Origin of the sequence: Enterobacter sp. 296B2 (assembly GCF_034106185.1) — a bacterium.
Classification (GTDB): Bacteria; Pseudomonadota; Gammaproteobacteria; order Enterobacterales; family Enterobacteriaceae; genus Enterobacter; species Enterobacter cloacae_N.
Genome location: NZ_JAWNCA010000027.1, coordinates 45,905 through 64,736 on the forward strand (window position 1 = coordinate 45,905; position 18,832 = coordinate 64,736).

General features: G+C 57.1%; 18 protein-coding genes and 1 pseudogene. 10 read left to right on the forward strand and 9 right to left on the reverse strand.

Features of this window, described 5'->3' with window-relative positions; all coding sequences use genetic code 11:
- The first annotated feature begins 166 nt into the window (after nt 1–166).
- The 6 genes from URZ40_RS18105 to ghrB all read left to right on the forward strand — a co-directional run bounded on the left by URZ40_RS18105 (nt 167) and on the right by ghrB (nt 6,218).
- Entirely contained in the window at nt 167–829 is a 663-nt protein-coding gene (locus URZ40_RS18105; protein WP_008502762.1) for an OmpA family lipoprotein, read from the forward strand.
- A 129-nt stretch (nt 830–958) separates the two neighbouring features.
- Nucleotides 959–1,975: a LacI family DNA-binding transcriptional regulator gene (locus URZ40_RS18110; protein ID WP_116343076.1), complete on the forward strand. Its 1,017-nt coding sequence runs from the start codon at nt 959–961 to the stop codon at nt 1,973–1,975.
- A 103-nt stretch (nt 1,976–2,078) separates the two neighbouring features.
- A complete protein-coding gene (locus URZ40_RS18115) occupies nt 2,079–2,828 on the forward strand; it encodes a sugar phosphate isomerase/epimerase (RefSeq protein ID WP_320720951.1) in 750 nt (249 codons plus the stop codon).
- A gap of 3 nt (nt 2,829–2,831) precedes the next feature.
- Nucleotides 2,832–3,770 carry a sugar kinase gene (locus URZ40_RS18120; RefSeq protein WP_316380445.1) on the forward strand — a complete coding sequence of 313 codons (939 nt, stop codon included), beginning with the start codon at nt 2,832–2,834 and terminating at the stop codon, nt 3,768–3,770.
- 166 nt (nt 3,771–3,936) lie between these two features.
- On the forward strand, nt 3,937–5,217 hold the full coding sequence (locus tag URZ40_RS18125; RefSeq protein WP_316380443.1) for an MFS transporter: 1,281 nt from the start codon (nt 3,937–3,939) through the stop codon (nt 5,215–5,217).
- Between the two features lie 26 nt (nt 5,218–5,243).
- Nucleotides 5,244–6,218 (forward strand): glyoxylate/hydroxypyruvate reductase GhrB, encoded by a 975-nt coding sequence (ghrB, locus tag URZ40_RS18130; RefSeq protein ID WP_320720952.1) that lies wholly within the window; start codon nt 5,244–5,246, stop codon nt 6,216–6,218.
- 58 nt (nt 6,219–6,276) lie between these two features.
- Here ghrB and cspA read toward each other — a convergent pair whose 3' ends face one another.
- On the reverse strand, nt 6,277–6,489 hold the full coding sequence (gene cspA / locus URZ40_RS18135) for an RNA chaperone/antiterminator CspA (protein ID WP_003860775.1): 213 nt from the start codon (nt 6,487–6,489) through the stop codon (nt 6,277–6,279).
- A gap of 246 nt (nt 6,490–6,735) precedes the next feature.
- A complete protein-coding gene (locus URZ40_RS18140; protein WP_045260020.1) occupies nt 6,736–7,446 on the reverse strand; it encodes a DUF3053 domain-containing protein in 711 nt (236 codons plus the stop codon).
- A gap of 331 nt (nt 7,447–7,777) precedes the next feature.
- On the opposite strand from URZ40_RS18140, the gene URZ40_RS18145 reads away from it, so the two are divergent.
- Nucleotides 7,778–8,065 carry an HTH-type transcriptional regulator gene (locus URZ40_RS18145; protein ID WP_116343066.1) on the forward strand — a complete coding sequence of 96 codons (288 nt, stop codon included), beginning with the start codon at nt 7,778–7,780 and terminating at the stop codon, nt 8,063–8,065.
- 38 nt (nt 8,066–8,103) lie between these two features.
- Here the strand turns inward: URZ40_RS18145 and URZ40_RS18150 are convergent, their stop codons facing one another.
- A complete protein-coding gene (locus URZ40_RS18150; protein ID WP_320720953.1) occupies nt 8,104–9,723 on the reverse strand; it encodes an ABC-F family ATP-binding cassette domain-containing protein in 1,620 nt (539 codons plus the stop codon).
- 798 nt (nt 9,724–10,521) lie between these two features.
- On the opposite strand from URZ40_RS18150, the pseudogene URZ40_RS23205 reads away from it, so the two are divergent.
- Nucleotides 10,522–10,668: pseudogene (locus URZ40_RS23205) on the forward strand (HAD family hydrolase); the annotation flags it as partial.
- Nucleotides 10,635–11,084, forward strand: a complete 450-nt coding sequence (locus URZ40_RS18155) for a hypothetical protein (protein ID WP_320720954.1) — start codon at nt 10,635–10,637, stop codon at nt 11,082–11,084. The pseudogene URZ40_RS23205 and the gene URZ40_RS18155, both read left to right, overlap by 34 nt.
- 93 nt (nt 11,085–11,177) lie before the next feature.
- On the opposite strand, the gene glyS is transcribed toward URZ40_RS18155, so the two are convergent.
- The 3 genes from glyS to URZ40_RS18170 form a co-directional block, all read right to left on the reverse strand.
- Entirely contained in the window at nt 11,178–13,247 is a 2,070-nt protein-coding gene (glyS, locus tag URZ40_RS18160; RefSeq protein WP_320720955.1) for a glycine--tRNA ligase subunit beta, read from the reverse strand.
- Between the two features lie 9 nt (nt 13,248–13,256).
- On the reverse strand, nt 13,257–14,168 hold the full coding sequence (gene glyQ / locus URZ40_RS18165) for a glycine--tRNA ligase subunit alpha (RefSeq protein ID WP_003860141.1): 912 nt from the start codon (nt 14,166–14,168) through the stop codon (nt 13,257–13,259).
- Nucleotides 14,169–14,328: 160 nt separating this feature from the next.
- Nucleotides 14,329–14,634: a YsaB family lipoprotein gene (locus URZ40_RS18170; RefSeq protein ID WP_116343060.1), complete on the reverse strand. Its 306-nt coding sequence runs from the start codon at nt 14,632–14,634 to the stop codon at nt 14,329–14,331.
- A 182-nt stretch (nt 14,635–14,816) separates the two neighbouring features.
- On the opposite strand from URZ40_RS18170, the gene URZ40_RS18175 reads away from it, so the two are divergent.
- The gene (locus URZ40_RS18175; protein WP_320720956.1) at nt 14,817–15,812 is read left to right on the forward strand and encodes an acyltransferase; all 996 of its coding nucleotides are present in this window, start codon (nt 14,817–14,819) and stop codon (nt 15,810–15,812) included.
- Here the strand turns inward: URZ40_RS18175 and URZ40_RS18180 are convergent.
- From URZ40_RS18180 to xylB, 3 genes are all read right to left on the reverse strand, one after another.
- A complete protein-coding gene (locus tag URZ40_RS18180) occupies nt 15,805–16,725 on the reverse strand; it encodes a GlxA family transcriptional regulator (RefSeq protein WP_233003611.1) in 921 nt (306 codons plus the stop codon). The two genes, URZ40_RS18175 and URZ40_RS18180, sit on opposite strands and share 8 nt — an antisense overlap.
- A complete protein-coding gene (locus tag URZ40_RS18185) occupies nt 16,725–17,264 on the reverse strand; it encodes an isochorismatase family protein (protein WP_166709722.1) in 540 nt (179 codons plus the stop codon). The genes URZ40_RS18180 and URZ40_RS18185 overlap by 1 nt, the downstream gene beginning before the upstream one ends.
- A gap of 103 nt (nt 17,265–17,367) precedes the next feature.
- Nucleotides 17,368–18,822, reverse strand: coding sequence for a xylulokinase (gene xylB / locus URZ40_RS18190; protein ID WP_316380435.1), 1,455 nt, complete (start codon nt 18,820–18,822; stop codon nt 17,368–17,370).
- Nucleotides 18,823–18,832 lie beyond the last annotated feature (10 nt).

The following is an 18,832-nucleotide window of genomic DNA, read 5'->3' on the forward strand; positions in this document are numbered from 1 at the left end:
AAGCGTGCGCTCCTGGTTGCGTGCAGGTTTTACGGCCTTCTCGGTGAGGCCGTTTATGGTTTGTCACAAATTTCAGAGTTATACCCGGAATTTTCTCCGTATCTGGACGTCATAATCAACTGCCACGCTCGCCGTGGCAAAGAATAAAAAGGATTAAGGAAAGAAGATGAAAAAACGCGTACTCGTTATTGCCGCTCTGGTGAGCGGTGCACTGGCTGTTTCTGGCTGCACAACCAACCCTTACACCGGTGAGCGCGAAGCGGGTAAATCCGGCATCGGCGCGGGCATCGGCTCGCTGGTAGGCGCAGGCGTTGGGGCGCTCTCCTCCTCCAAGAAAGACCGCGGTAAAGGTGCGCTGATTGGCGCAGCGGCGGGCGCGGCTCTGGGCGGCGGCGTTGGTTATTACATGGACGTACAGGAAGCAAAACTGCGCGACAAAATGAAGGGAACCGGGGTGAGCGTCACCCGCAGCGGCGATAACATCATCCTGAACATGCCGAACAACGTCACCTTTGACAGCAGCAGCGCAACGCTGAAACCCGCGGGTGCGAACACCCTCACCGGCGTGGCAATGGTGCTGAAAGAGTACAACAAGACCGCCGTGAACGTGATTGGCTACACCGACAGCACCGGCAGCCAGGATCTGAACATGCGCCTGTCCCAGCAACGCGCCGATTCCGTGGCCAGCTCGCTGATCACCCAGGGCGTTGAAGCGAACCGCATCCGCACCAGCGGCATGGGCCCTGCCAACCCTATCGCCAGCAACAGCACGGCGGAAGGCAAAGCGCAGAACCGTCGTGTAGAGATTACGTTGAGTCCAATTCAGTAATCGCATTTCCCCCTCTCCCCGTGGGAGAGGGTCGGGGTGAGGGTATCAGACCGCACACCCCGGCATGAACCACTTGCCATCGTTGATTTTCCCGCTAAGGTATTCTCACTAAATTCAGGGAAATCAGCGATGAGCAAACCAGCCCGGGCCACCATCAGCGACGTGGCGAAAGCCGCCAAAACCGGTAAAACCAGCATTTCGCGCTACCTTAACGGCGAGAAACACCTGCTGTCCGATGCGCTGCTGGCGCGTATTGAACAGGCCATTGCCGATCTCGACTACCGTCCCAGCCTTATGGCACGCGGGCTCAAACGCGGCCGCACCCGTCTGATTGGCCTTATCATCGCCGATATCACCAACCCCTACTCCGTCAACGTCCTCAGCGGTATCGAGGCCGCCTGTCGCGAGAAGGGTTTCACGCCGCTGGTCTGTAATACCAATAATGAAGTCGACCAGGAGCTGCACTATCTCGATCTGCTGCGCAGCTATCAGGTCGAAGGAATTGTGGTTAACGCGGTAGGCATGCGTGAAGAGGGCCTGAACCGCCTGCAGCAATCCTCCCTGCCCATGGTCCTTATCGATCGTAAAATCCCGGAATTCGCCTGCGATGTGGTTGGGCTGGATAACACCCAGGCAGCCACAACCGCTACCGAGCACCTGATCGAACAGGGCTTCGAGGCGATTCTGTTCCTGAGCGAACCGCTGGGCATGGTAAATACCCGACGCGATCGCCTGGCGGCATTTCGCGCCACGCTTGCACGTTATCCCGGCGTCATCGCCGAAAATGCCGAAACGCCGCTTCACGAAGCCGACCAGCTCGACAATACCCTGCGCCAGTTCCACACCCGACATCGCGGGATGCGCAAAGCCGTTATCTCCGCCAACGGGGCGCTGACGCTGCAGGTCGCCCGCTCCCTCAAGCGCATTGGCCTGCACTGGGGCAGCGACATCGGTCTGCTGGGCTTTGATGAACTGGAGTGGGCGGAGCTGGCAGGCGTTGGTATCACGACCCTCAAACAGCCCACCTGGCAGATTGGCTATGCCGCTGTAGAACAAGTGGTTCGTCGTATTGAAGGCACCAGCGATGCCGTACGCGAGCAGGTCTTCTCCGGCGAGCTGATCGTTCGCGGCTCCACCGCCCGTTAATTTCCCCTTGTGATAGCGATCATAAATTCGACATCCTGACCTTTTCTTTGGAACCGGTTCCATCTAGCGTAATAGTATTGATATGTTGCGATGGAGTCCGAAGATGGGCAGGAAAATTATGGTGGTCACCGCCGCGTACGGCGCGGAACAGGTGCGACAGGCTGGCGGTCAGCGGGCGATGCTTCCCGTTATTGCAGGTGCAGGGGCAGACGGCGTGGAGATCCGCCGGGAACTGTTCAGCAGCGAAGAGCTGCTGGCGCTGCCTGCGCTGGGCGAATCCATTGAGCTGCTCGGCCTGCTGGCGTGCTACTCCGCCCCCGCCGCCCTGTTTATGCCCGACGGCACCCTCAACCCGGACCTGACCCGCTACCTCTCTGAGGCCAGCACCCTTAACGCCCTGTGGCTGAAGGTTTCCCTGGGCCATTTCCGCGACGCGCAGCCTCTCGACGCCCTGCGTAGCCTGCTGAACGCCAGCGGTATGGCGCTTGTCGTGGAGAACGATCAGACCGACTGCGGTCAGCTCGCGCCGATGCAGCGCTTCCAGGCCGCCTGTCGGGAAATGGCGTTGCCCGTCACGCTGACCTTCGACATGGGCAACTGGCTGTGGGTGGGCGATTCGCCTGAGGAGGCCGCGCGTCGCCTGGCCCCTGCGGTGAGCTATATCCACGTTAAAGCCGCCGTGCCGCATAAAGATAACTTCCGCGCCGTGGCGCCGGACCACGCCGATGCGCGCTGGCTGGATCTGCTCGGCCAGCTGCCTGCCGATGCCCCGCGCGGTATCGAGTTCCCGCTGGAAGGGACGGATTTAACCGCCGTTACCCGCCATTACGTCAATCTGCTGCGCGAGGAGTAAACCATGCACAAGACGCTGGATGTCATCACGATCGGCGAAGCCATGGCGATGTTTGTCGCCACTGAAACGGGCGAACTGAGCGCGGTAGAGCACTTTATCAAGCGCGTGGCGGGCGCAGAGCTGAACGTCGCGACCGGACTGGCGCGTCTCGGCCTGAACGTCGGCTGGGTCAGCCGCGTGGGGGACGACAGCTTTGGCCATTTCGTCCTCGACTCGCTGAAAAAAGAGGGTATTGATGCCGCAGGTGTCACCCTTGATGGACGCTTCCCTACCGGCTTTCAGCTTAAATCTAAAGTCGAAAATGGAACCGATCCCATTGTGGAGTATTTCCGTAAAGGATCGGCGGCAAGCCACCTCTCTGTGGCGGATTACCACGCCGACTATTTCGCCTTCACGCGCCACCTGCACCTGAGCGGTGTGGCGGCAGCGCTCTCTGCCAGCTCGTATGAACTGCTGGATCATGCGGCAACGGCCATGAAGTCGCAGGGCAAAACGATCTCTTTCGATCCGAACCTGCGCCCGGTGCTGTGGAAAAGCGAAGCGGAAATGGTCGAGAAGCTCAACCGCCTGGCGTTCCAGGCGGACTGGGTGCTGCCGGGCCTGAAAGAAGGGATGATCCTGACTGGCGAAAGCACGCCGGAAGGCATTGCCGATTTCTACCTGAATCAAGGGGTAAAAGCGGTGGTGCTGAAGACCGGTGCCGATGGCGCATGGTTTAAGACGGCCGATGGTGAACAGGGCGCGGTCGCCGCGGTGAAGGTTGAGAACGTGGTCGACACCGTCGGCGCGGGCGATGGCTTTGCCGTGGGCGTTATTAGCGCGCTGCTGGAAGGCAAATCACTGCAGCAGGCCGTCGCGCGTGGCAACAAGATTGGCTCGCTGGCCATTCAGGTGCAGGGCGACAGCGAAGGATTGCCAACGCGTGTGCAGCTCAACGAATAGATCCCCTCACCCCAGCCCTCTCCCCAAAGGGGAGAGGGAGCAAATCATCCCCTCGCCCCTTTGGGGAGAGGGTTAGGGTGAAGGGCATAAATTACACTCAACAAAACAAGCCACCGTGTACCCTACAGACAACGGCGGTAACAACCTCAACAACAGAGGCAAGCCTATGAACAGTTCGACCAATGCAGTAAAACGCTGGTGGTACATCATGCCAATCGTGTTTATCACGTACAGCCTGGCGTACCTTGACCGTGCCAACTTCAGCTTCGCGTCCGCGGCGGGGATCACAGAGGACCTTGGCATCACCAAAGGTATCTCCTCCCTGCTGGGTGCCCTTTTCTTCCTGGGCTACTTCTTCTTCCAGATCCCCGGTGCGATTTATGCGGAACGCCGCAGCGTGCGCAAGCTGATCTTCGTCTGCCTGATCCTGTGGGGTGCCTGCGCGTCACTGACCGGCGTGGTGAACAATATTCCTGCCCTGGCCGCCATTCGCTTTATCCTCGGTGTCGTTGAGGCGGCGGTCATGCCGGCGATGCTGATCTACATCAGCAACTGGTTTACCAAATCCGAACGCTCGCGCGCGAATACCTTCCTGATCCTCGGTAACCCGGTCACGGTACTGTGGATGTCGGTGGTGTCTGGCTACCTGATCCAGGCCTTCGGCTGGCGCGAGATGTTTATCATCGAAGGGGTACCCGCGATTATCTGGGCATTCTGCTGGTGGGTGCTGGTAAAAGATAAGCCTGCACAGGCAAAGTGGCTTTCCGAAGATGAAAAAGCCGCACTGCAGGCGCAGTTGGATAAAGAACAGCAGGGGTTGAAGGCGGTACGCAACTACGGCGAAGCCTTCCGCTCCCGCAACGTTATCCTGCTCTGCGCGCAGTATTTTACCTGGAGTATCGGCGTGTACGGCTTTGTGCTGTGGCTGCCGTCGATTATCCGCAGCGGCGGAGAAAACCTCGGCATGGTTGAGGTGGGCTGGCTCTCTTCCGTACCGTATCTCGCCGCGACCATCGCCATGATCGTCGCATCATGGGCATCGGACAAGCTGCAGAACCGTAAGCTGTTTGTCTGGCCGCTGCTGCTGATCGCTGCCTTTGCGTTCATTGGCTCATGGGCCGTCGGCGCGAATCACTTCTGGGCCTCTTACGCCCTGCTGGTCATTGCCGGTGCCGCCATGTACGCCCCGTACGGTCCGTTCTTTGCCATCATCCCGGAAATGCTGCCGCGTAACGTCGCGGGCGGTGCAATGGCATTGATTAACAGTATGGGTGCGCTGGGGTCGTTCTGCGGCTCCTGGTTTGTGGGCTACCTGAACGGTGCCACCGGCAGCCCGTCTGCATCGTACATCTTTATGGGGGTAGCGCTTTTCGCCTCCGTGTGGCTTACTCTGATTGTTAAGCCTGCTAATAATCAACAGCACCCCGTCGGTGCACGCCACGCCTGAATCCTTAAAAATCAACGGAGATTAGCATGAAGCCGTCCGTCATTTTGTATAAAGCACTGCCGGAAGATCTGCAGAAACGCCTGGAAGAACACTTCACCGTTACGCAGGTGAAAAACCTGAGCCCGGAGACCGTGGCGCAGCACGCCGACGCGTTCGCGAGCGCCGAAGGCCTGCTGGGTTCAAGCGAAAAAGTGGATATCGCCCTGCTGGAGAAAATGCCGAAGCTTCGTGCTACCTCTACCGTTTCAGTAGGTTATGATAACTTCGACGTGGATGCCCTGAACGCCCGTAAAATCCTGCTGATGCACACGCCGCATGCCCTGACGGAAACCGTGGCCGACACGCTGATGGCGCTGGTACTCAGCACGGCCCGTCGCGTGGTGGAAGTGGCCGAGCGTGTGAAAGCCGGCGAATGGACGAAAAGCATTGGGCCGGACTGGTTCGGCGTGGATGTGCATGGCAAAACGCTGGGCATCGTGGGTATGGGGCGTATCGGGCTGGCGCTGGCGCAGCGCGCGCATTTCGGCTTCAACATGCCGATTCTGTATAACGCGCGCCGTCGTCACAGTGAAGCAGAAGAACGCTTCAACGCGCGTTACTGCGAGCTGGATACGCTGCTGCAGGAAGCCGATTTTGTCTGCCTGATCCTGCCGCTGACGGATGAAACGCGCCATCTGATCGGCAAATCCGCGTTTGAAAAAATGAAGAAGTCCGCCATCTTCATCAACGCGGGTCGCGGCCCGGTGGTGGATGAGAAGGCGCTGATTGAGGCGCTGCAAAACAGCGAGATCCACGCCGCGGGTCTGGACGTGTTTGAACAGGAGCCGCTGCCGGTAGATTCCCCGCTGCTGAGCATGCCAAACGTCGTCGCCCTGCCACACATCGGCTCTGCTACCCACGAGACGCGCTACAATATGGCGGCGACGGCAGTAGATAACCTGATAGCCGCGCTTGCTGGAAAAGTGGATAAGAACTGTGTTAACCCGCAGATCCAACACTAGAAACGAAAAAACCCGCCAGAAGGCGGGTTTTTGAATTTTGTGCTACTGGGTTGGAAGCTTACAGGCTTACAACGTTACCAGCTGCTGGGCCTTTAGCGCCGCTTTCAATGGTGAAGGAAACTTTCTGACCTTCGTCCAGAGATTTGTAGCCATCGTTCTGGATAGCAGAGAAGTGTACGAACACGTCTTTAGAGCCATCGTCAGGAGTGATGAAGCCGAAACCTTTATCAGCGTTGAACCATTTAACCAGACCAGTCATTTTAGCAGACATAGAAATTACCTTATTAACAAATATATTGTGCCTTCCGGCTTGATGGATTGCGTTACAGATTTTTAAGCGATGAAGGAAGGGTCACTACGAAGGGTATCTATGGATAACAATCTGGACTGCTTTACTAAACTGCTTTAGGTCTGTGTAACAAACCGACGCAGACAGTTATACCGATGTGGTAGAGGAATGACAAGCGTTATTTTCTGAATGCCGAAAAAAACCCCGCCTGAGGCGGGGTTTTTCGGTTTATTCTGTGGCAGCGACTGCTGCGCCCCACGCCTGGCTAAAGGCCTGGTGCTGTGCGGCCAGCGGCCCAATCAGCGTATTGTACTGACTTGCCTGCTGCGAGGTCGGGAACTGAATGCCGTTGGCAACGAAGCTCACCTGCGTACCCTGCTGGGAGATAAAATCTCCGACCTGAACCAGCTGCTGAGTGAAGACTTGCGCGGCCGGGATCAGCGGTTGTATCGCTTCAGACGGTTTCGTCACCACTTTCTCATACACTTTATCGAAGACCGGTTTGAGGTCCTCGCCCTGCTTCAGCGCAGAACGTGACGCGTCAGCCTGCATTTTCGCATTCTGCAGTTGCTGGCTCAGCACGCCGAGCGCGCCGTTGGACTGGCGCAGCGGCTCGCGCTGAGTCATATAATCCTGGGGAACACGGATGGCGTTCACGCTATCCACTACCGGGCGGATACCGGAGTCCATCGCCTGACTCACCTGCTGTGAATACCCATAAAGAATGGCGTAATCGGACACAAAGGGGCCAAACTGTTTTTTCTGATCCGCAGTCAGCGTCGGCAACCGCTCGCCGCTGCGCATCACTGTATTCTGCAGAAAATCGATAAACGCTTTGCGCTGATCGCCTTCTTTATCAAAACACCCACTCAGGCTAACAACCATCAACAACGCCGCAATAGGCGCAAACCAGCGAGAGCAGGACTTTCCTGTCGCCATTTTATTACTCCTTTCACCCAAAAAAGCGCACACCGGCACACGCGTGCCCGACGCTGACAAGGATAGTCCAGGTCAGCCTTGCAAGATACTCTTTTCATGTAAAACGGCTATTGCCGATTTATTTCTTACTATTTACAAAAAAATACCTGGCGAAGCCGACATATGGTTAATCAGGTAATTAGCATAACTATCCATATAGCTGAATCGGATAAAGCGATCGTTACCGCACGATTAATCACAGCCGTTACGATCCTGGGTTTGTATTAGGGACTATTCTTAATTGGCTCTCTGATGTTCTTGATCACGATGTGAGATTTAAGAGGAGTTCTCAATGGAATATAAAGATCCTGAGTTTGAGCTGCTGAGCAGTCTGGAACAGATCGTTTTTAAAGATGTACCGCAGACCATTACCCTGCAACAAAAATCCAATCCCTTTACAGAATATGAGCAATTGCGCAAAGGGACAGGACTGAAAACGGAAGAATTCGCCAGAGCGATGGGTGTCAGCGTGGCTATGGTGCTGGAGTGGGAGTCAAAACGAGAGAAACCCACCCCAACCGAGTTAAGGCTGATGCGCCTGATTCAGGCCAACCCTGCACTCAGCAAACAGATAGCGTAGTGAAGATTGAATGCCCCCGCCTCTGCGGGGGCTTGTGTTTAAAGGCTCTCGAAACGCCAGCCCGTCTCCTCCCACACCATCTCATGCGTCAACGTTAACCCTTTTAAAAACGCATCATCGTGTGACACCACCAGCAGCGCGCCGGGGAAACCCGCCAGTGCCGCTTCAATGGCCTGCACCGAGGCCAGATCCAGATGGTTGGTCGGTTCATCCAGCAGCAGGAGCTGCGTGGCCTCCGCGCGCCATAGCACGCAGGCCAGCGCAGCCTTCAGACGCTCGCCGCCGCTCAGTTCCGCCAGCGGAAGCGAAACTTTATCGGCCCCCAGTTGAAGCTGGGCTAAACGGGTTCGTAACATGCCCTCTTCCAGGGGCGTATTGCCCAGGTTGAGGTGCGTCATGACCGACTGCGAGAGATCGAGCCGGGAAAGATGCTGATCGAGATAAGCGCAGCTGACCGACACCTTACAGGTTCCTGAACGCGGGCGAATGTCGCCGAGGATTGTTTTCAACAGCGTCGATTTCCCGCAGCCGTTCGGCCCTTTTAGCGCCACGCGCATCGGTCCATCGATCCGCCAGTTGAGTGGTGGTAAAGACACATGCGGCAGCACCAGATCCTCCAGCACCAGCACCTGTTTGCCTTCCGGAATCTGGCTCCCCGGCAGGGTGAACATCACAGGGTTATCTTCGTCAACCCGCTCACACGCCTTGTTTACCGCGGCGTTCAGGGCTTCATTTTGCTCGCTATGCTGCTTTTTCCATGAGCCGATCCGCTCCTTCGCCGCGCCTTTGTATTTGACCCGTTCAAACGACGCGATATTCAGGGTATCGACGGTGCGCAATGTTTTTGCTGAACGCCGCTGGCTGTCGTCATGCTCTTTTTGCATGCGTGCGCGGGTGCGTTTGCGCTCCGTGGCAGCATGCTCCAGCGCCGCTCGGGCCGCCTGCTGTTCGGCATCGCGCTGGGTTTGATAATCCGCATAATTCCCGCCGTAGCTGCGCAGGCCGCCGCTGCTCAGCTCAAGGATACGCGGCACCTTCGCCAGCAGTTCGCGGTCATGGGAGGCAACCAGCACACCGCCCTGATAACGGGCAAGCTGGTCGTGGAACCACGCCCTGCCTTGTCGATCGAGATGGTTTGTGGGTTCGTCCAGCAGCAGATAATCCGCTTCAGCAGTAAATGCACCGCACAGCAGCGCGCGAATGCGCTCGCCGCCGCTGAGCTCACCGGCTGGCTTATCAGGATCAAACGGCGGAAGTTTTGCCCGGGTAAACGCCTCGCCCAGACGTTCAGCTAAATCCCACAATCCATCAAGCGTTTCCAGATCGTCAGGCTGGTAATCACCGCTGTCGATGCGCGCTCGCGCCGCGAAGATGGCCTCGAACCCGAGCAGTTCAGCCAGCGTCGTGTGCGGCAAAATGTCCTGCTGCTGAGCCACATAAACATGTGTTCCGGTACGTTCGATATGCCCGCTTGCAGGCTCATCAAGCCCCGCCAGCAGACGCAGCAGACGCGTTTTCCCGCTGCCGTTGCGGCCCACCAGCGCGCACAGGGAGGATTCCAGAGAAAGATTCAGCGGACCAAAAAGGGTATCGCCCGTCGGAAACTGACAGGTGACCTGATGCAAAATAAAAGAAGGGGACTGCGCAAAATGAGCCATAAGCACTCCTGAATGAAATCAAAACATCCCCTGCCGACGCGGTGGCGTTTAGCAAGGATCGAAATTCATCAGTCGTGTTTGTTCATTTTTGGGGGGCGCTCCAGAGCGAGAAATTTAACGGAGATAAGGATAGCGGTAATGGGTTGACCATTTCAAGGTTAAATTTTGGACGGCTTATACTCCCTCTCCCTTTGGGATGAGGGATCCCCACAAATTAATGCGAGCAGTGAACAATCCCCTCGCCCCTTTTGGGAGAGGGTTAGGGTGAGGGGGAGCATACGGCTCTGGTGGTCATTCCGCTCACTTTATGTTCCTTGCTACTCTGTAGCGATAATACCCGTGAGCGTGCCAGGGTGGCTCAGTCGCCACCACCCTGGCTACCCGGGCTCCCGGCGGTAAATCGCCACTACGCGGTACCTTCGGCTTATTCCTTCCGGCTTATCGGGGACGGGCGGAGGTAACATCCCTGTAAAGCCCGCCCTCTCGGCGCATCCCTGCGCCTCGCCCCGGCCGGAAGGCAAACGCCTCAGCAATTTACAGCCGGACCATAGCGTCGCTGTAAGACCTCTGCCCGCAGTATGCTTTTCGTTGCGGTAATTTTGCGAGTCTCTTTCCAGAAATGGTAATATCCTCAGTGGCATAGCTCAAATCTGTTGCCGCCTGTTTTGATGAGCAGTAAGTTCTCTTCGCACCTGCAAAATCAGGTGCCGGGTTTAGCATCCTGGCTTATCTTATCGGCGGCACATTATGTGCAGCATGCTTTGCTACATCTCAATGGTGGGCTGAGCAGGGGCATCGAGAGATGCGCCGGTATCCGATAAGGCCGGTAATGCTAACTCTGTTCAGTCCACCACCAGCGAAATTAGCATTTCCGATGGTGGAAGCTTTATCACTTATCGGAGGCTGCCAATATGGCTACTACCCCAACCCAAGTTCATTCTTTAATCACCCTGCCCTTCAACCATGCCACCGACTTCACCGAACTGGCGGATAACTGCGAACGTTTTACCGACGCACTGGTAGATTGCGAAGAACCCGCCCCAAAAATGGCGCTTTACGGCAGACTTTATGCCTGTCTGAATCTTCTGCAACCCACGCTTCTGGATCCTGTTCCGGACGCTTTAAAAGCCAGCCTGACCGTGAAGGAACTCCCGTCACGCGTTCCGGCTTTCGAACCCGAATGCGATCAGCTGGGGCGCTACTGTCAGGAGCTTACGCAGATGCTGATGAACGGCTCACTGCCGCGACAATCTGAAATCGTGATGGAAGATTTGCTGTGCGAGCTGGTCAGCTACTTTGCTGATACGCTGAAGGCACCGCGCTGGCTGCAGACAGACGAAGGCACAATCGCGATCGGCTAAACCTGCCGGATGGCGCTGCGCTTATCCGGCCTGCAAAAGACCCATAAAAAAACCCGCCGAAGCGGGTTTTTAGCATTTGTAACAGCGGGCACATTACTGCAGCAGCGAAATATCCGCTACGCGCAGGAACAGCTCGCGCAGTTTCTCGAGCATAGAGAGACGGTTAATACGCAACTCTTTATCTTCTACGTTCACCATCACTTTCTCGAAGAAGGCGTCGATAACGTCACGCAGCTCGGCCAGCTCCACCAGCGCTTCCTGGTAGCGGCCTTCCGCGAAGTACGGCTCGAGCTTATCGCGCAGCACCACAACCTGCATCGCCAGAGCGATCTCTTCCGGCTCTTTCAGGGTTGCGGCGTTCACGCGCTCGTTCAGCGTCTCGTCGGATTTCGCCAGAATGTTGGATACACGCTTGTTGGCCGCGGCCAGGGCAGATGCCACTTCCAGGGTACGGAAGTGGGAAACCGCCTTCATACGCGCATCGAAATCAGCCGGACGGGTCGGACGACGCGCCAGCACCGCCTGAATGGTGTCAACGGAGTAACCTTCGTCCTGATACCAGGCGCGGAAACGGCCGAGCATAAAGTCGATCACGTCATCCACAACGTTCGCGTTGGTCAACTTGTCGCCGTACAGACGCACCGCTTCTTCGGTCAGGGTCTGCAGATCGAGGTTCAGGTTCTTCTCAACGATGATACGCAGCACGCCCAGCGCAGCACGACGCAGCGCAAACGGGTCTTTGTCGCCTTTCGGATGCTGACCGATACCAAAGATACCCGCCAGGGTGTCCATCTTATCGGCAATCGCTACAGCGCAGGCCACCGGGTTGGACGGCAGATCGTCACCCGCAAAGCGCGGCTGATACTGCTCGTTCAGGGCCACGGCCACGTCTTCCGCTTCGCCATCGTGACGCGCATAGTGCATGCCCATCACGCCCTGGGTGTCGGTAAATTCGAACACCATGTTGGTCATCAGGTCGCACTTGGAGAGCAGGCCCGCACGCGTCGCGTGGTTAACGTCGGCACCGATTTCACGGGCAATCCAGCCGGACAGCTCCGCGATACGGTCGGTCTTGTCGCGCAGCGTACCCAGCTGCTGCTGGAACAGCACGGTCTGCAGGCGCGGCAGGTTATCTTCCAGACGCTTTTTACGGTCGGTATTGAAGAAGAACTCGGCATCCGCCAGACGCGGGCGCACCACTTTTTCGTTACCGGAGATAATCTGGCTCGGATCTTTCGATTCGATGTTCGCCACGAAAATGAAGTTTGGCAGCAGCTTGCCGTCGTTGGCATAGACCGGGAAGTACTTCTGGTCACCCTTCATGGTGTACACCAGCGCTTCAGCCGGAACGGCCAGGAATTTCTCTTCGAACTTCGCGGTCAGCACAACAGGCCATTCAACCAGAGAGGTGACTTCTTCCAGCAGGCTGTCGCTCAGGTCGGCATTACCGCCAATCTTGCGCGCCGCTTCTTCCGCGTCCGCCTTAATTTTGGCTTTACGCTGTTCGTAGTCGGCAATGACCTTACCGCGCTCCAGCAGGATTTGCGGGTACTGGTCGGCATTGTCGATGGTGAACTCAGGCTCGCCCATGAAGCGGTGGCCGCGGATCACGCGATCGGACGCCACGCCCAGAATGGTGGCCGGAATAACGGTATCGCCCAGCAGCAGGGTCACGGTGTGAACCGGACGCACGAAGTGAACGTCAGACGCGCCCCAGCGCATCAGCTTAGGAATCGGCAGCTTAGCCAGCGAGGTTGCGATCATGTTCGGCAGCAGCGCTTCCGCGCTTTCGCCTTTCACGTGCGCACGATACAGCAGCCACTCGCCTTTATCGGTGGTCAGACGCTCGGCCTGATCAACGGTAATGCCGCAGCCGCGCGCCCAGCCCTCAGCCGCTTTGCTCGGCTTGCCTTCCGCGTCGAACGCCTGGGCAATCGCCGGGCCACGTTTTTCGACTTCACGATCCGGCTGAGAGGCCGCCAGATTTGCCACTTTCATCGCCAGACGGCGCGGTGCAGCAAACCACTCAATTTTACCGTGCGCCAGGCCAGCGTTATCCAGCTCGGCAGTCACGTTCGCAGCAAAAGATTCAGCCAGGCTGCGCAGGGCTTTTGGTGGCAGCTCTTCGGTGCCGATTTCCACCAGGAAAGTTTTCTCAGACATGGCCGCCTCTTATTTGTTTCGGTTGCACATCGGGAAGCCAAGGGCTTCACGGGACGCATAGTAAGCTTCTGCAACGGCTTTGGTCAGGGTACGAATACGCAGAATGTAGCGCTGACGTTCAGTCACGGAGATCGCTTTGCGGGCGTCCAGCAGGTTGAAGCTGTGGGCGGCCTTCAGAATACGCTCGTAGGCAGGCAGCGGCAGCGGAGTCTCCAGCGCCAGCAGCTGCTGCGCTTCTTTCTCGTACTGCTCGAAGCAGGTGAACAGGAAGTCCACGTCCGCGTATTCGAAGTTATAGGTGGATTGCTCCACTTCGTTCTGATGGAACACGTCGCCGTAGGTGGTTTTACCCAGCGGGCCGTCGCTCCAGACCAGGTCGTAAACGCTGTCTACGCCCTGAATGTACATGGCCAGACGTTCCAGACCGTAGGTGATTTCACCGGTGATTGGCTTACATTCCAGCCCGCCAACCTGCTGGAAATAAGTGAACTGGGTCACTTCCATGCCATTCAGCCACACTTCCCAACCGAGACCCCAGGCACCCAGCGTTGGGTTTTCCCAGTTGTCTTCCACGAAACGGATGTCGTGGATGGTTGGATCCATACCCAGCTCTTTCAGCGACCCGAGGTACAGTTCCTGAATGTTGTCGGGTGATGGCTTAATCACCACCTGGAACTGATAGTAATGCTGCAGACGGTTCGGGTTTTCACCGTAACGACCATCGGTCGGACGACGGGAAGGCTGCACATACGCGGTCGCCATTGGCTCTGGCCCCAATGCGCGCAGGCTGGTCATCGGGTGTGAAGTGCCGGCGCCGACTTCCATGTCCAAAGGTTGAACAATGGTACAGCCCTGACGAGCCCAGTAATCCTGTAAGGTCAGGATCAGGCCCTGGAAGGTCTTGGTATCAAACTTTTGCATAGTATTTCGTGCTGGATACGTGTGGTTTTAAATGGAAGGGACCAGTATACCCGCTGGCTGCAAGATATACAGTACGAAACGGGGTTGTTTAGGGAAAATTGGGAAATAAGCCTTCCGGCCAGAACGCTGGCGGCGTCTGGCTGTTGATTATGCGAGCAGACTAGCGCATGGAGAGATGTAAAAACTGACCGTCCGCATCAAACGAGCAGACAAAGCCCTCTTTACGCGCAGTATACCCTCTAAGCTCATAGCTGCCCTGAAAGCGCTCGAATCCGATGACGTTAATTTTCTGAACGTCCGAGTTATAGCGCCGGGCGGCCTGGTCTTTACAGAGCTCTTCCATATTCAGTGAACGCTCCGGGCTTATTTTACCCTGCTGCGCTTTTTGCACGGGTACTTCCTGTGGCGCACTGCATCCTGCCAGCATAAATAGCAGAAAGAGTGATACCACACGCTTCATCATCATTTTTATTACCGTCCTGGTCAGCGGCTGTTATTTTTAGTATCAACACTTTTATAGATTAAGGTCTGCCATTCTGCGAATCTCGCGGTCTCCCGGCAAGCCTGCACATAAAACTCAGAATTTTCCAAACGAAGACTTTTGGACAATGGTAGTCACACTCAATTTACAGGGAATACGAGGAACTGATGCCGTCAAAAATTAACTGGATTGATAACCTGCGAGGAATAGCGTGTCTGATGGTGGTCATGATCCACACGACGACCTGGTACGTCACGAATGCCCACAGCATCAGCCCCGTTAACTGGGATATTGCCAATATCCTCAACTCCGCGTCGCGCGTCAGCGTGCCGCTGTTTTTTATGATTTCCGGCTTTCTCTTTTTTGGCGAACGCAGCGCGCAGCCGAGGCACTTCATCCGCATCGCGGCCTGCCTGGGGTTCTACAGCGCCGTTGCCCTGCTCTATATCACCCTGTTCACCTCTATTAACGCCGGGTTATCCCTCAAATATTTGCTTCAAAAACCGGTGTTCTACCACCTGTGGTTCTTCTTCGCCATCATCGTTATTTATCTGGTCTCTCCGCTCATTCAGGTGAAAAACGTCAGCGGGAAAATGCTCCTGGCCCTGATGGTGGTGATCGGCATCGTCGCCAACCCGAATATGGTCTCGCAGAAAATCGACGGTTTCGAATGGTTGCCAGTGAACCTTTATATCAACGGCGATACCTTCTACTACGTGCTTTACGGCATGCTGGGGCGCGCCATCGGGATGATGGACACGCAAAAACGCGGTCTGAACTGGCTATGCGGGGCGCTGTTTATCGCCGGCGTGGCGGTGATTTCACGCGGGACGCTGCATGAGCTTCAGTGGCGCGGCAATTTTGCCGATACCTGGTATCTCTATTGCGGGCCGATGGTCTTTATCTGTGCCGTATCGCTGCTTACGCTCGTCAAAAACACCCTGAACGCGCGTCCCCTGCCCGTGCTGAGTCTTATCTCTCGCCACTCTCTCGGGATTTACGGTTCTCACGCGCTGGTGATCCACGCGCTGCGCACGAGAGGCGTTGAGCTAAAAAGCTGGCCGGTGCTGGATATCGTCTGGATTTTTGCCGCCACGCTGGCGATAAGCCTGCTGCTGTCGATGCTGCTGCAAAAAATAGATGCTCGCCGCTTCGTCAGTTAATGCTCCGCTGCCGGGCGCGATGGTACTGGCGCGGGGAGGAAAATCCTGCCGCCAGTGAAGCCTGCTCCACGCCGCGTCCCTGCATCAGCCACTGCTCCGCCACCGCCAGACGCAGCTGCTCCAGATAATCGCGAACGCTAATCCCTAAATGTGACTGGAAAAGCCGGGTGAGATGGCGTGGGCTGACGTGCGCCAGCGCGGCGATATCAGGCAAGCTCCACGTTTTTTGCGGCTCGGCGGTGAGCGCATCCTGCGCCCGATGGATCGCCGGGTGAAGATGATTGCGGTAGCGTAGCCACGGGGATAGCTGAGGGTCGTCACCGGAACGGCGGAACCAGACCACCATCTCACGCGCCACGGCCAGCGCCTTTTCGGGGCCGCACAGGTGGTTGATCGTGTGCAGCGCCAGATCGATGCCCGAGGTGATCCCCGCGCTGGTCCAGATATTTTCATCCTGCACAAATATCCGGTTTTCTTTAATCGTCGCCGTAGGGGCCGCGGTGCGTAAACGGCTAATAACGTCATGGTGGGTTGTGCACTGCCGGTTATTCAGCAGGCCCGATTTCGCCGCCAGCAACGCTCCTGAACAGACGCACATCACGGTGATTTCCTGGCGCTGGATCTGCGGCTGCCGGCGCATCAGCCAGTGCTGAATCTGCTGCGCCTGCGGGGTTGAGAACTGAAAGCGGGAGTCGCTCACCCCCGGCAGGACCAGCAAGCTGCCCGGAGACAGGCTTTCCGGCAACGGCTGGATGCCGCTCATCGTCAGACCTATCGACGTCGGAACCTCCTGCTGCGGGCCAATGTAATGCAGACGAAACGCGTCGCCTGCCAGCACAAAGGTTTCTGCCGGGCCGGTCATGTCTAATGACAGCACTCCGGGCAACATCACGAACCAGACGTCGATGGGCATTACAGTGACTCCAGCGTCTCCGCTACCGTTTTAATTTCGGCAAAACGCCCGGACAGTACCGTTTCGGTACGGTGGTGAATTTCCGCTGCGCTAAGGGTAATGCCCTTGTAGGTCATGGGAAACGTCAGCGTTGCCTCGCTCACAAAGGTCACAGCATACCCCAGATCGGATGCCACCCGGGCGGTGGTTTCACAGCATTGTTCAGTGCGAATGCCGCAGATAATCACACTGTTGATATCACGCTCGCGCAGCCAGCGGTCAAGCCCGGTATCCGTGAAGGCATTATGGACGTGTTTCTGGAAAACAACATCCGGCTGATGACGCAAAAAGGCCATCGGTTTGACATAGCCGCTTTCCAGGGTAAAGGGACCGTCTTCATCAACGTGAAAAATATCAACGACCGGAATATTGCGCGCCTGGCAGCCTTCAATCAGCCCCAGCATCGCCTGCTGAAAGGCAGGAATTTCGTCCTCCTGCCAGTAATTGCGCTGATGGAAGGACTGCTGAGTATCAATGTTGATTAATGCGATGCGTGACATGATAAATCTCCTTGCCAGTGGGTGTAACACCATACTGGCAAGGAATGGAAGGCACGCACAGACCAAAAAAGGACATCCTCGTGCCTCTTCCGGACAAGCGTATTTAAGACATAAGCGGCAGCAGCTGCTGATAGATTTTGCGGAATACGTCGCGCCTTTCCGTGTACCGCGCATAGCGTACAGCGTCCGGGAAATGCGCCTGCTCAAGCGTAAGCTGCGGCAACAGCTGTGAAAGCGGTTTTTCCGGGTTCATGGCGATCTGCGCCAGTCGTGCAGCACCCAGCGCGGGGCCGACATCCCCTCCGGTGCGGAAATCCAGCTGCAACCCGCTGATATCCGCCAGCATCTGTCGCCAGTAAGGGCTTCGCGCTCCGCCGCCAATCAGGGTGACGCTCGTCGGCTTCAGGCCGCAGTCGTGCACCACGTCCATCCCGTCCGCCAGTGCATACCCCACACCTTCCAGAACCGCACGCGCCAGCTCTGCCGGGCCATGTTGATGGGTTAAGCCAAAGAACACCCCTTTCGCTTCCGGGTTGTTGTGCGGCGTACGCTCGCCGGAAAGATACGGTAAAAACCAGACCGTACCCGCCGCGTCATCCGCCTGCTGCGCCGCGGAGATGAGCGCCGGAACGTCGGCCATGCCGGTGAGTTTTGCGGCCCAGTCCAGGCAGGACGCCGCACTGAGCATCACCGACATCAAATGCCATTTTCCAGGCAGGGCGTGGCAGAAGCTGTGCACTGCGCTTTCAGGGTTGCTGCGATACCCGTCGCTAACGGCAAAATAGACGCCGGAGGTTCCCAGCGAAAGCATCGCCTGCCCCGCCTCAACCATCCCGACACCGACAGCCCCCGCCGCGTTATCGCCGCCTCCGGCCACCACCGGTACGGCAGGCATGTTCCAGCGTTCGGCAACGTCCGGCAGCAGCGTGCCCGTCACCTCGCTACCTTCGAACAGCGCGGGCATGTGTTCGCGGGTCAGATTACAGGCATCCAGCATCGCCTCGCTCCAGTCGCGTTTCGCCACGTCGAGCCACATCGTGCCGGCGGCATCGGACATGTCGCTGGCGAAATCGCCCGTCATGCGAAAACGCAGATAGTCTTTTGGCAGCAGAACTTTCGCCACCTGACGGAAAACCTCCGGCTCGTGGCGCTGAACCCACAAGAGTTTTGGTGCGGTGAAGCCCGGCATCATCAGGTTGCCGGTAATCTCGCGGGAGGCAGGTACGCGCTCCTCAAGAAGCGCGCACTCTTCTGCGCAGCGGCCGTCGTTCCAAAGAATCGCAGGACGCAGCACGCGATGCTCGCTATCCAATAAGGTTGCACCGTGCATTTGCCCGGCCATTCCCAGCGCTTTCACGTCACGCAGAGAATGCTGCTCGCCTAACGCGGTAATTGCGCGATCCGTGGCCTGCCACCACTGTTCCGGGTCCTGCTCCGACCACAGTGGGTGCGGGCGTGAAACCTGCAGCTTTTCAGTCTGCGTTGCTAACACCTCGCCCTGCTCGCTTAACAGGATGGCTTTCACACCCGATGTGCCCAGATCGATCCCGATATACATTGCGGTGACT

Bases quoted from the DNA above. Each gene is read 5' to 3' on its own strand.
- URZ40_RS18125 (WP_316380443.1), top strand. From the start codon at position 3,937: ATGAACAGTTCGACCAATGCAGTAAAACGCTGGTGGTACATCATGCCA.
- URZ40_RS18120 (WP_316380445.1), top strand. From the start codon at position 2,832: ATGCACAAGACGCTGGATGTCATCACGATCGGCGAAGCCATGGCGATG.
- URZ40_RS18170 (WP_116343060.1), bottom strand. From the start codon at position 14,634: ATGATGATGAAGCGTGTGGTATCACTCTTTCTGCTATTTATGCTGGCA.
- glyQ (WP_003860141.1), bottom strand. From the start codon at position 14,168: ATGCAAAAGTTTGATACCAAGACCTTCCAGGGCCTGATCCTGACCTTA.
- URZ40_RS18175 (WP_320720956.1), top strand. From the start codon at position 14,817: ATGCCGTCAAAAATTAACTGGATTGATAACCTGCGAGGAATAGCGTGT.
- glyS (WP_320720955.1), bottom strand. From the start codon at position 13,247: ATGTCTGAGAAAACTTTCCTGGTGGAAATCGGCACCGAAGAGCTGCCA.
- URZ40_RS18105 (WP_008502762.1), top strand. From the start codon at position 167: ATGAAAAAACGCGTACTCGTTATTGCCGCTCTGGTGAGCGGTGCACTG.
- URZ40_RS18110 (WP_116343076.1), top strand. From the start codon at position 959: ATGAGCAAACCAGCCCGGGCCACCATCAGCGACGTGGCGAAAGCCGCC.
- URZ40_RS18150 (WP_320720953.1), bottom strand. From the start codon at position 9,723: ATGGCTCATTTTGCGCAGTCCCCTTCTTTTATTTTGCATCAGGTCACC.
- URZ40_RS18180 (WP_233003611.1), bottom strand. From the start codon at position 16,725: ATGCCCATCGACGTCTGGTTCGTGATGTTGCCCGGAGTGCTGTCATTA.
- ghrB (WP_320720952.1), top strand. From the start codon at position 5,244: ATGAAGCCGTCCGTCATTTTGTATAAAGCACTGCCGGAAGATCTGCAG.
- URZ40_RS18145 (WP_116343066.1), top strand. From the start codon at position 7,778: ATGGAATATAAAGATCCTGAGTTTGAGCTGCTGAGCAGTCTGGAACAG.
- URZ40_RS18155 (WP_320720954.1), top strand. From the start codon at position 10,635: ATGGCTACTACCCCAACCCAAGTTCATTCTTTAATCACCCTGCCCTTC.
- cspA (WP_003860775.1), bottom strand. From the start codon at position 6,489: ATGTCTGCTAAAATGACTGGTCTGGTTAAATGGTTCAACGCTGATAAA.
- URZ40_RS18140 (WP_045260020.1), bottom strand. From the start codon at position 7,446: ATGGCGACAGGAAAGTCCTGCTCTCGCTGGTTTGCGCCTATTGCGGCG.
- URZ40_RS18185 (WP_166709722.1), bottom strand. From the start codon at position 17,264: ATGTCACGCATCGCATTAATCAACATTGATACTCAGCAGTCCTTCCAT.
- URZ40_RS18115 (WP_320720951.1), top strand. From the start codon at position 2,079: ATGGGCAGGAAAATTATGGTGGTCACCGCCGCGTACGGCGCGGAACAG.
- xylB (WP_316380435.1), bottom strand. From the start codon at position 18,822: ATGTATATCGGGATCGATCTGGGCACATCGGGTGTGAAAGCCATCCTG.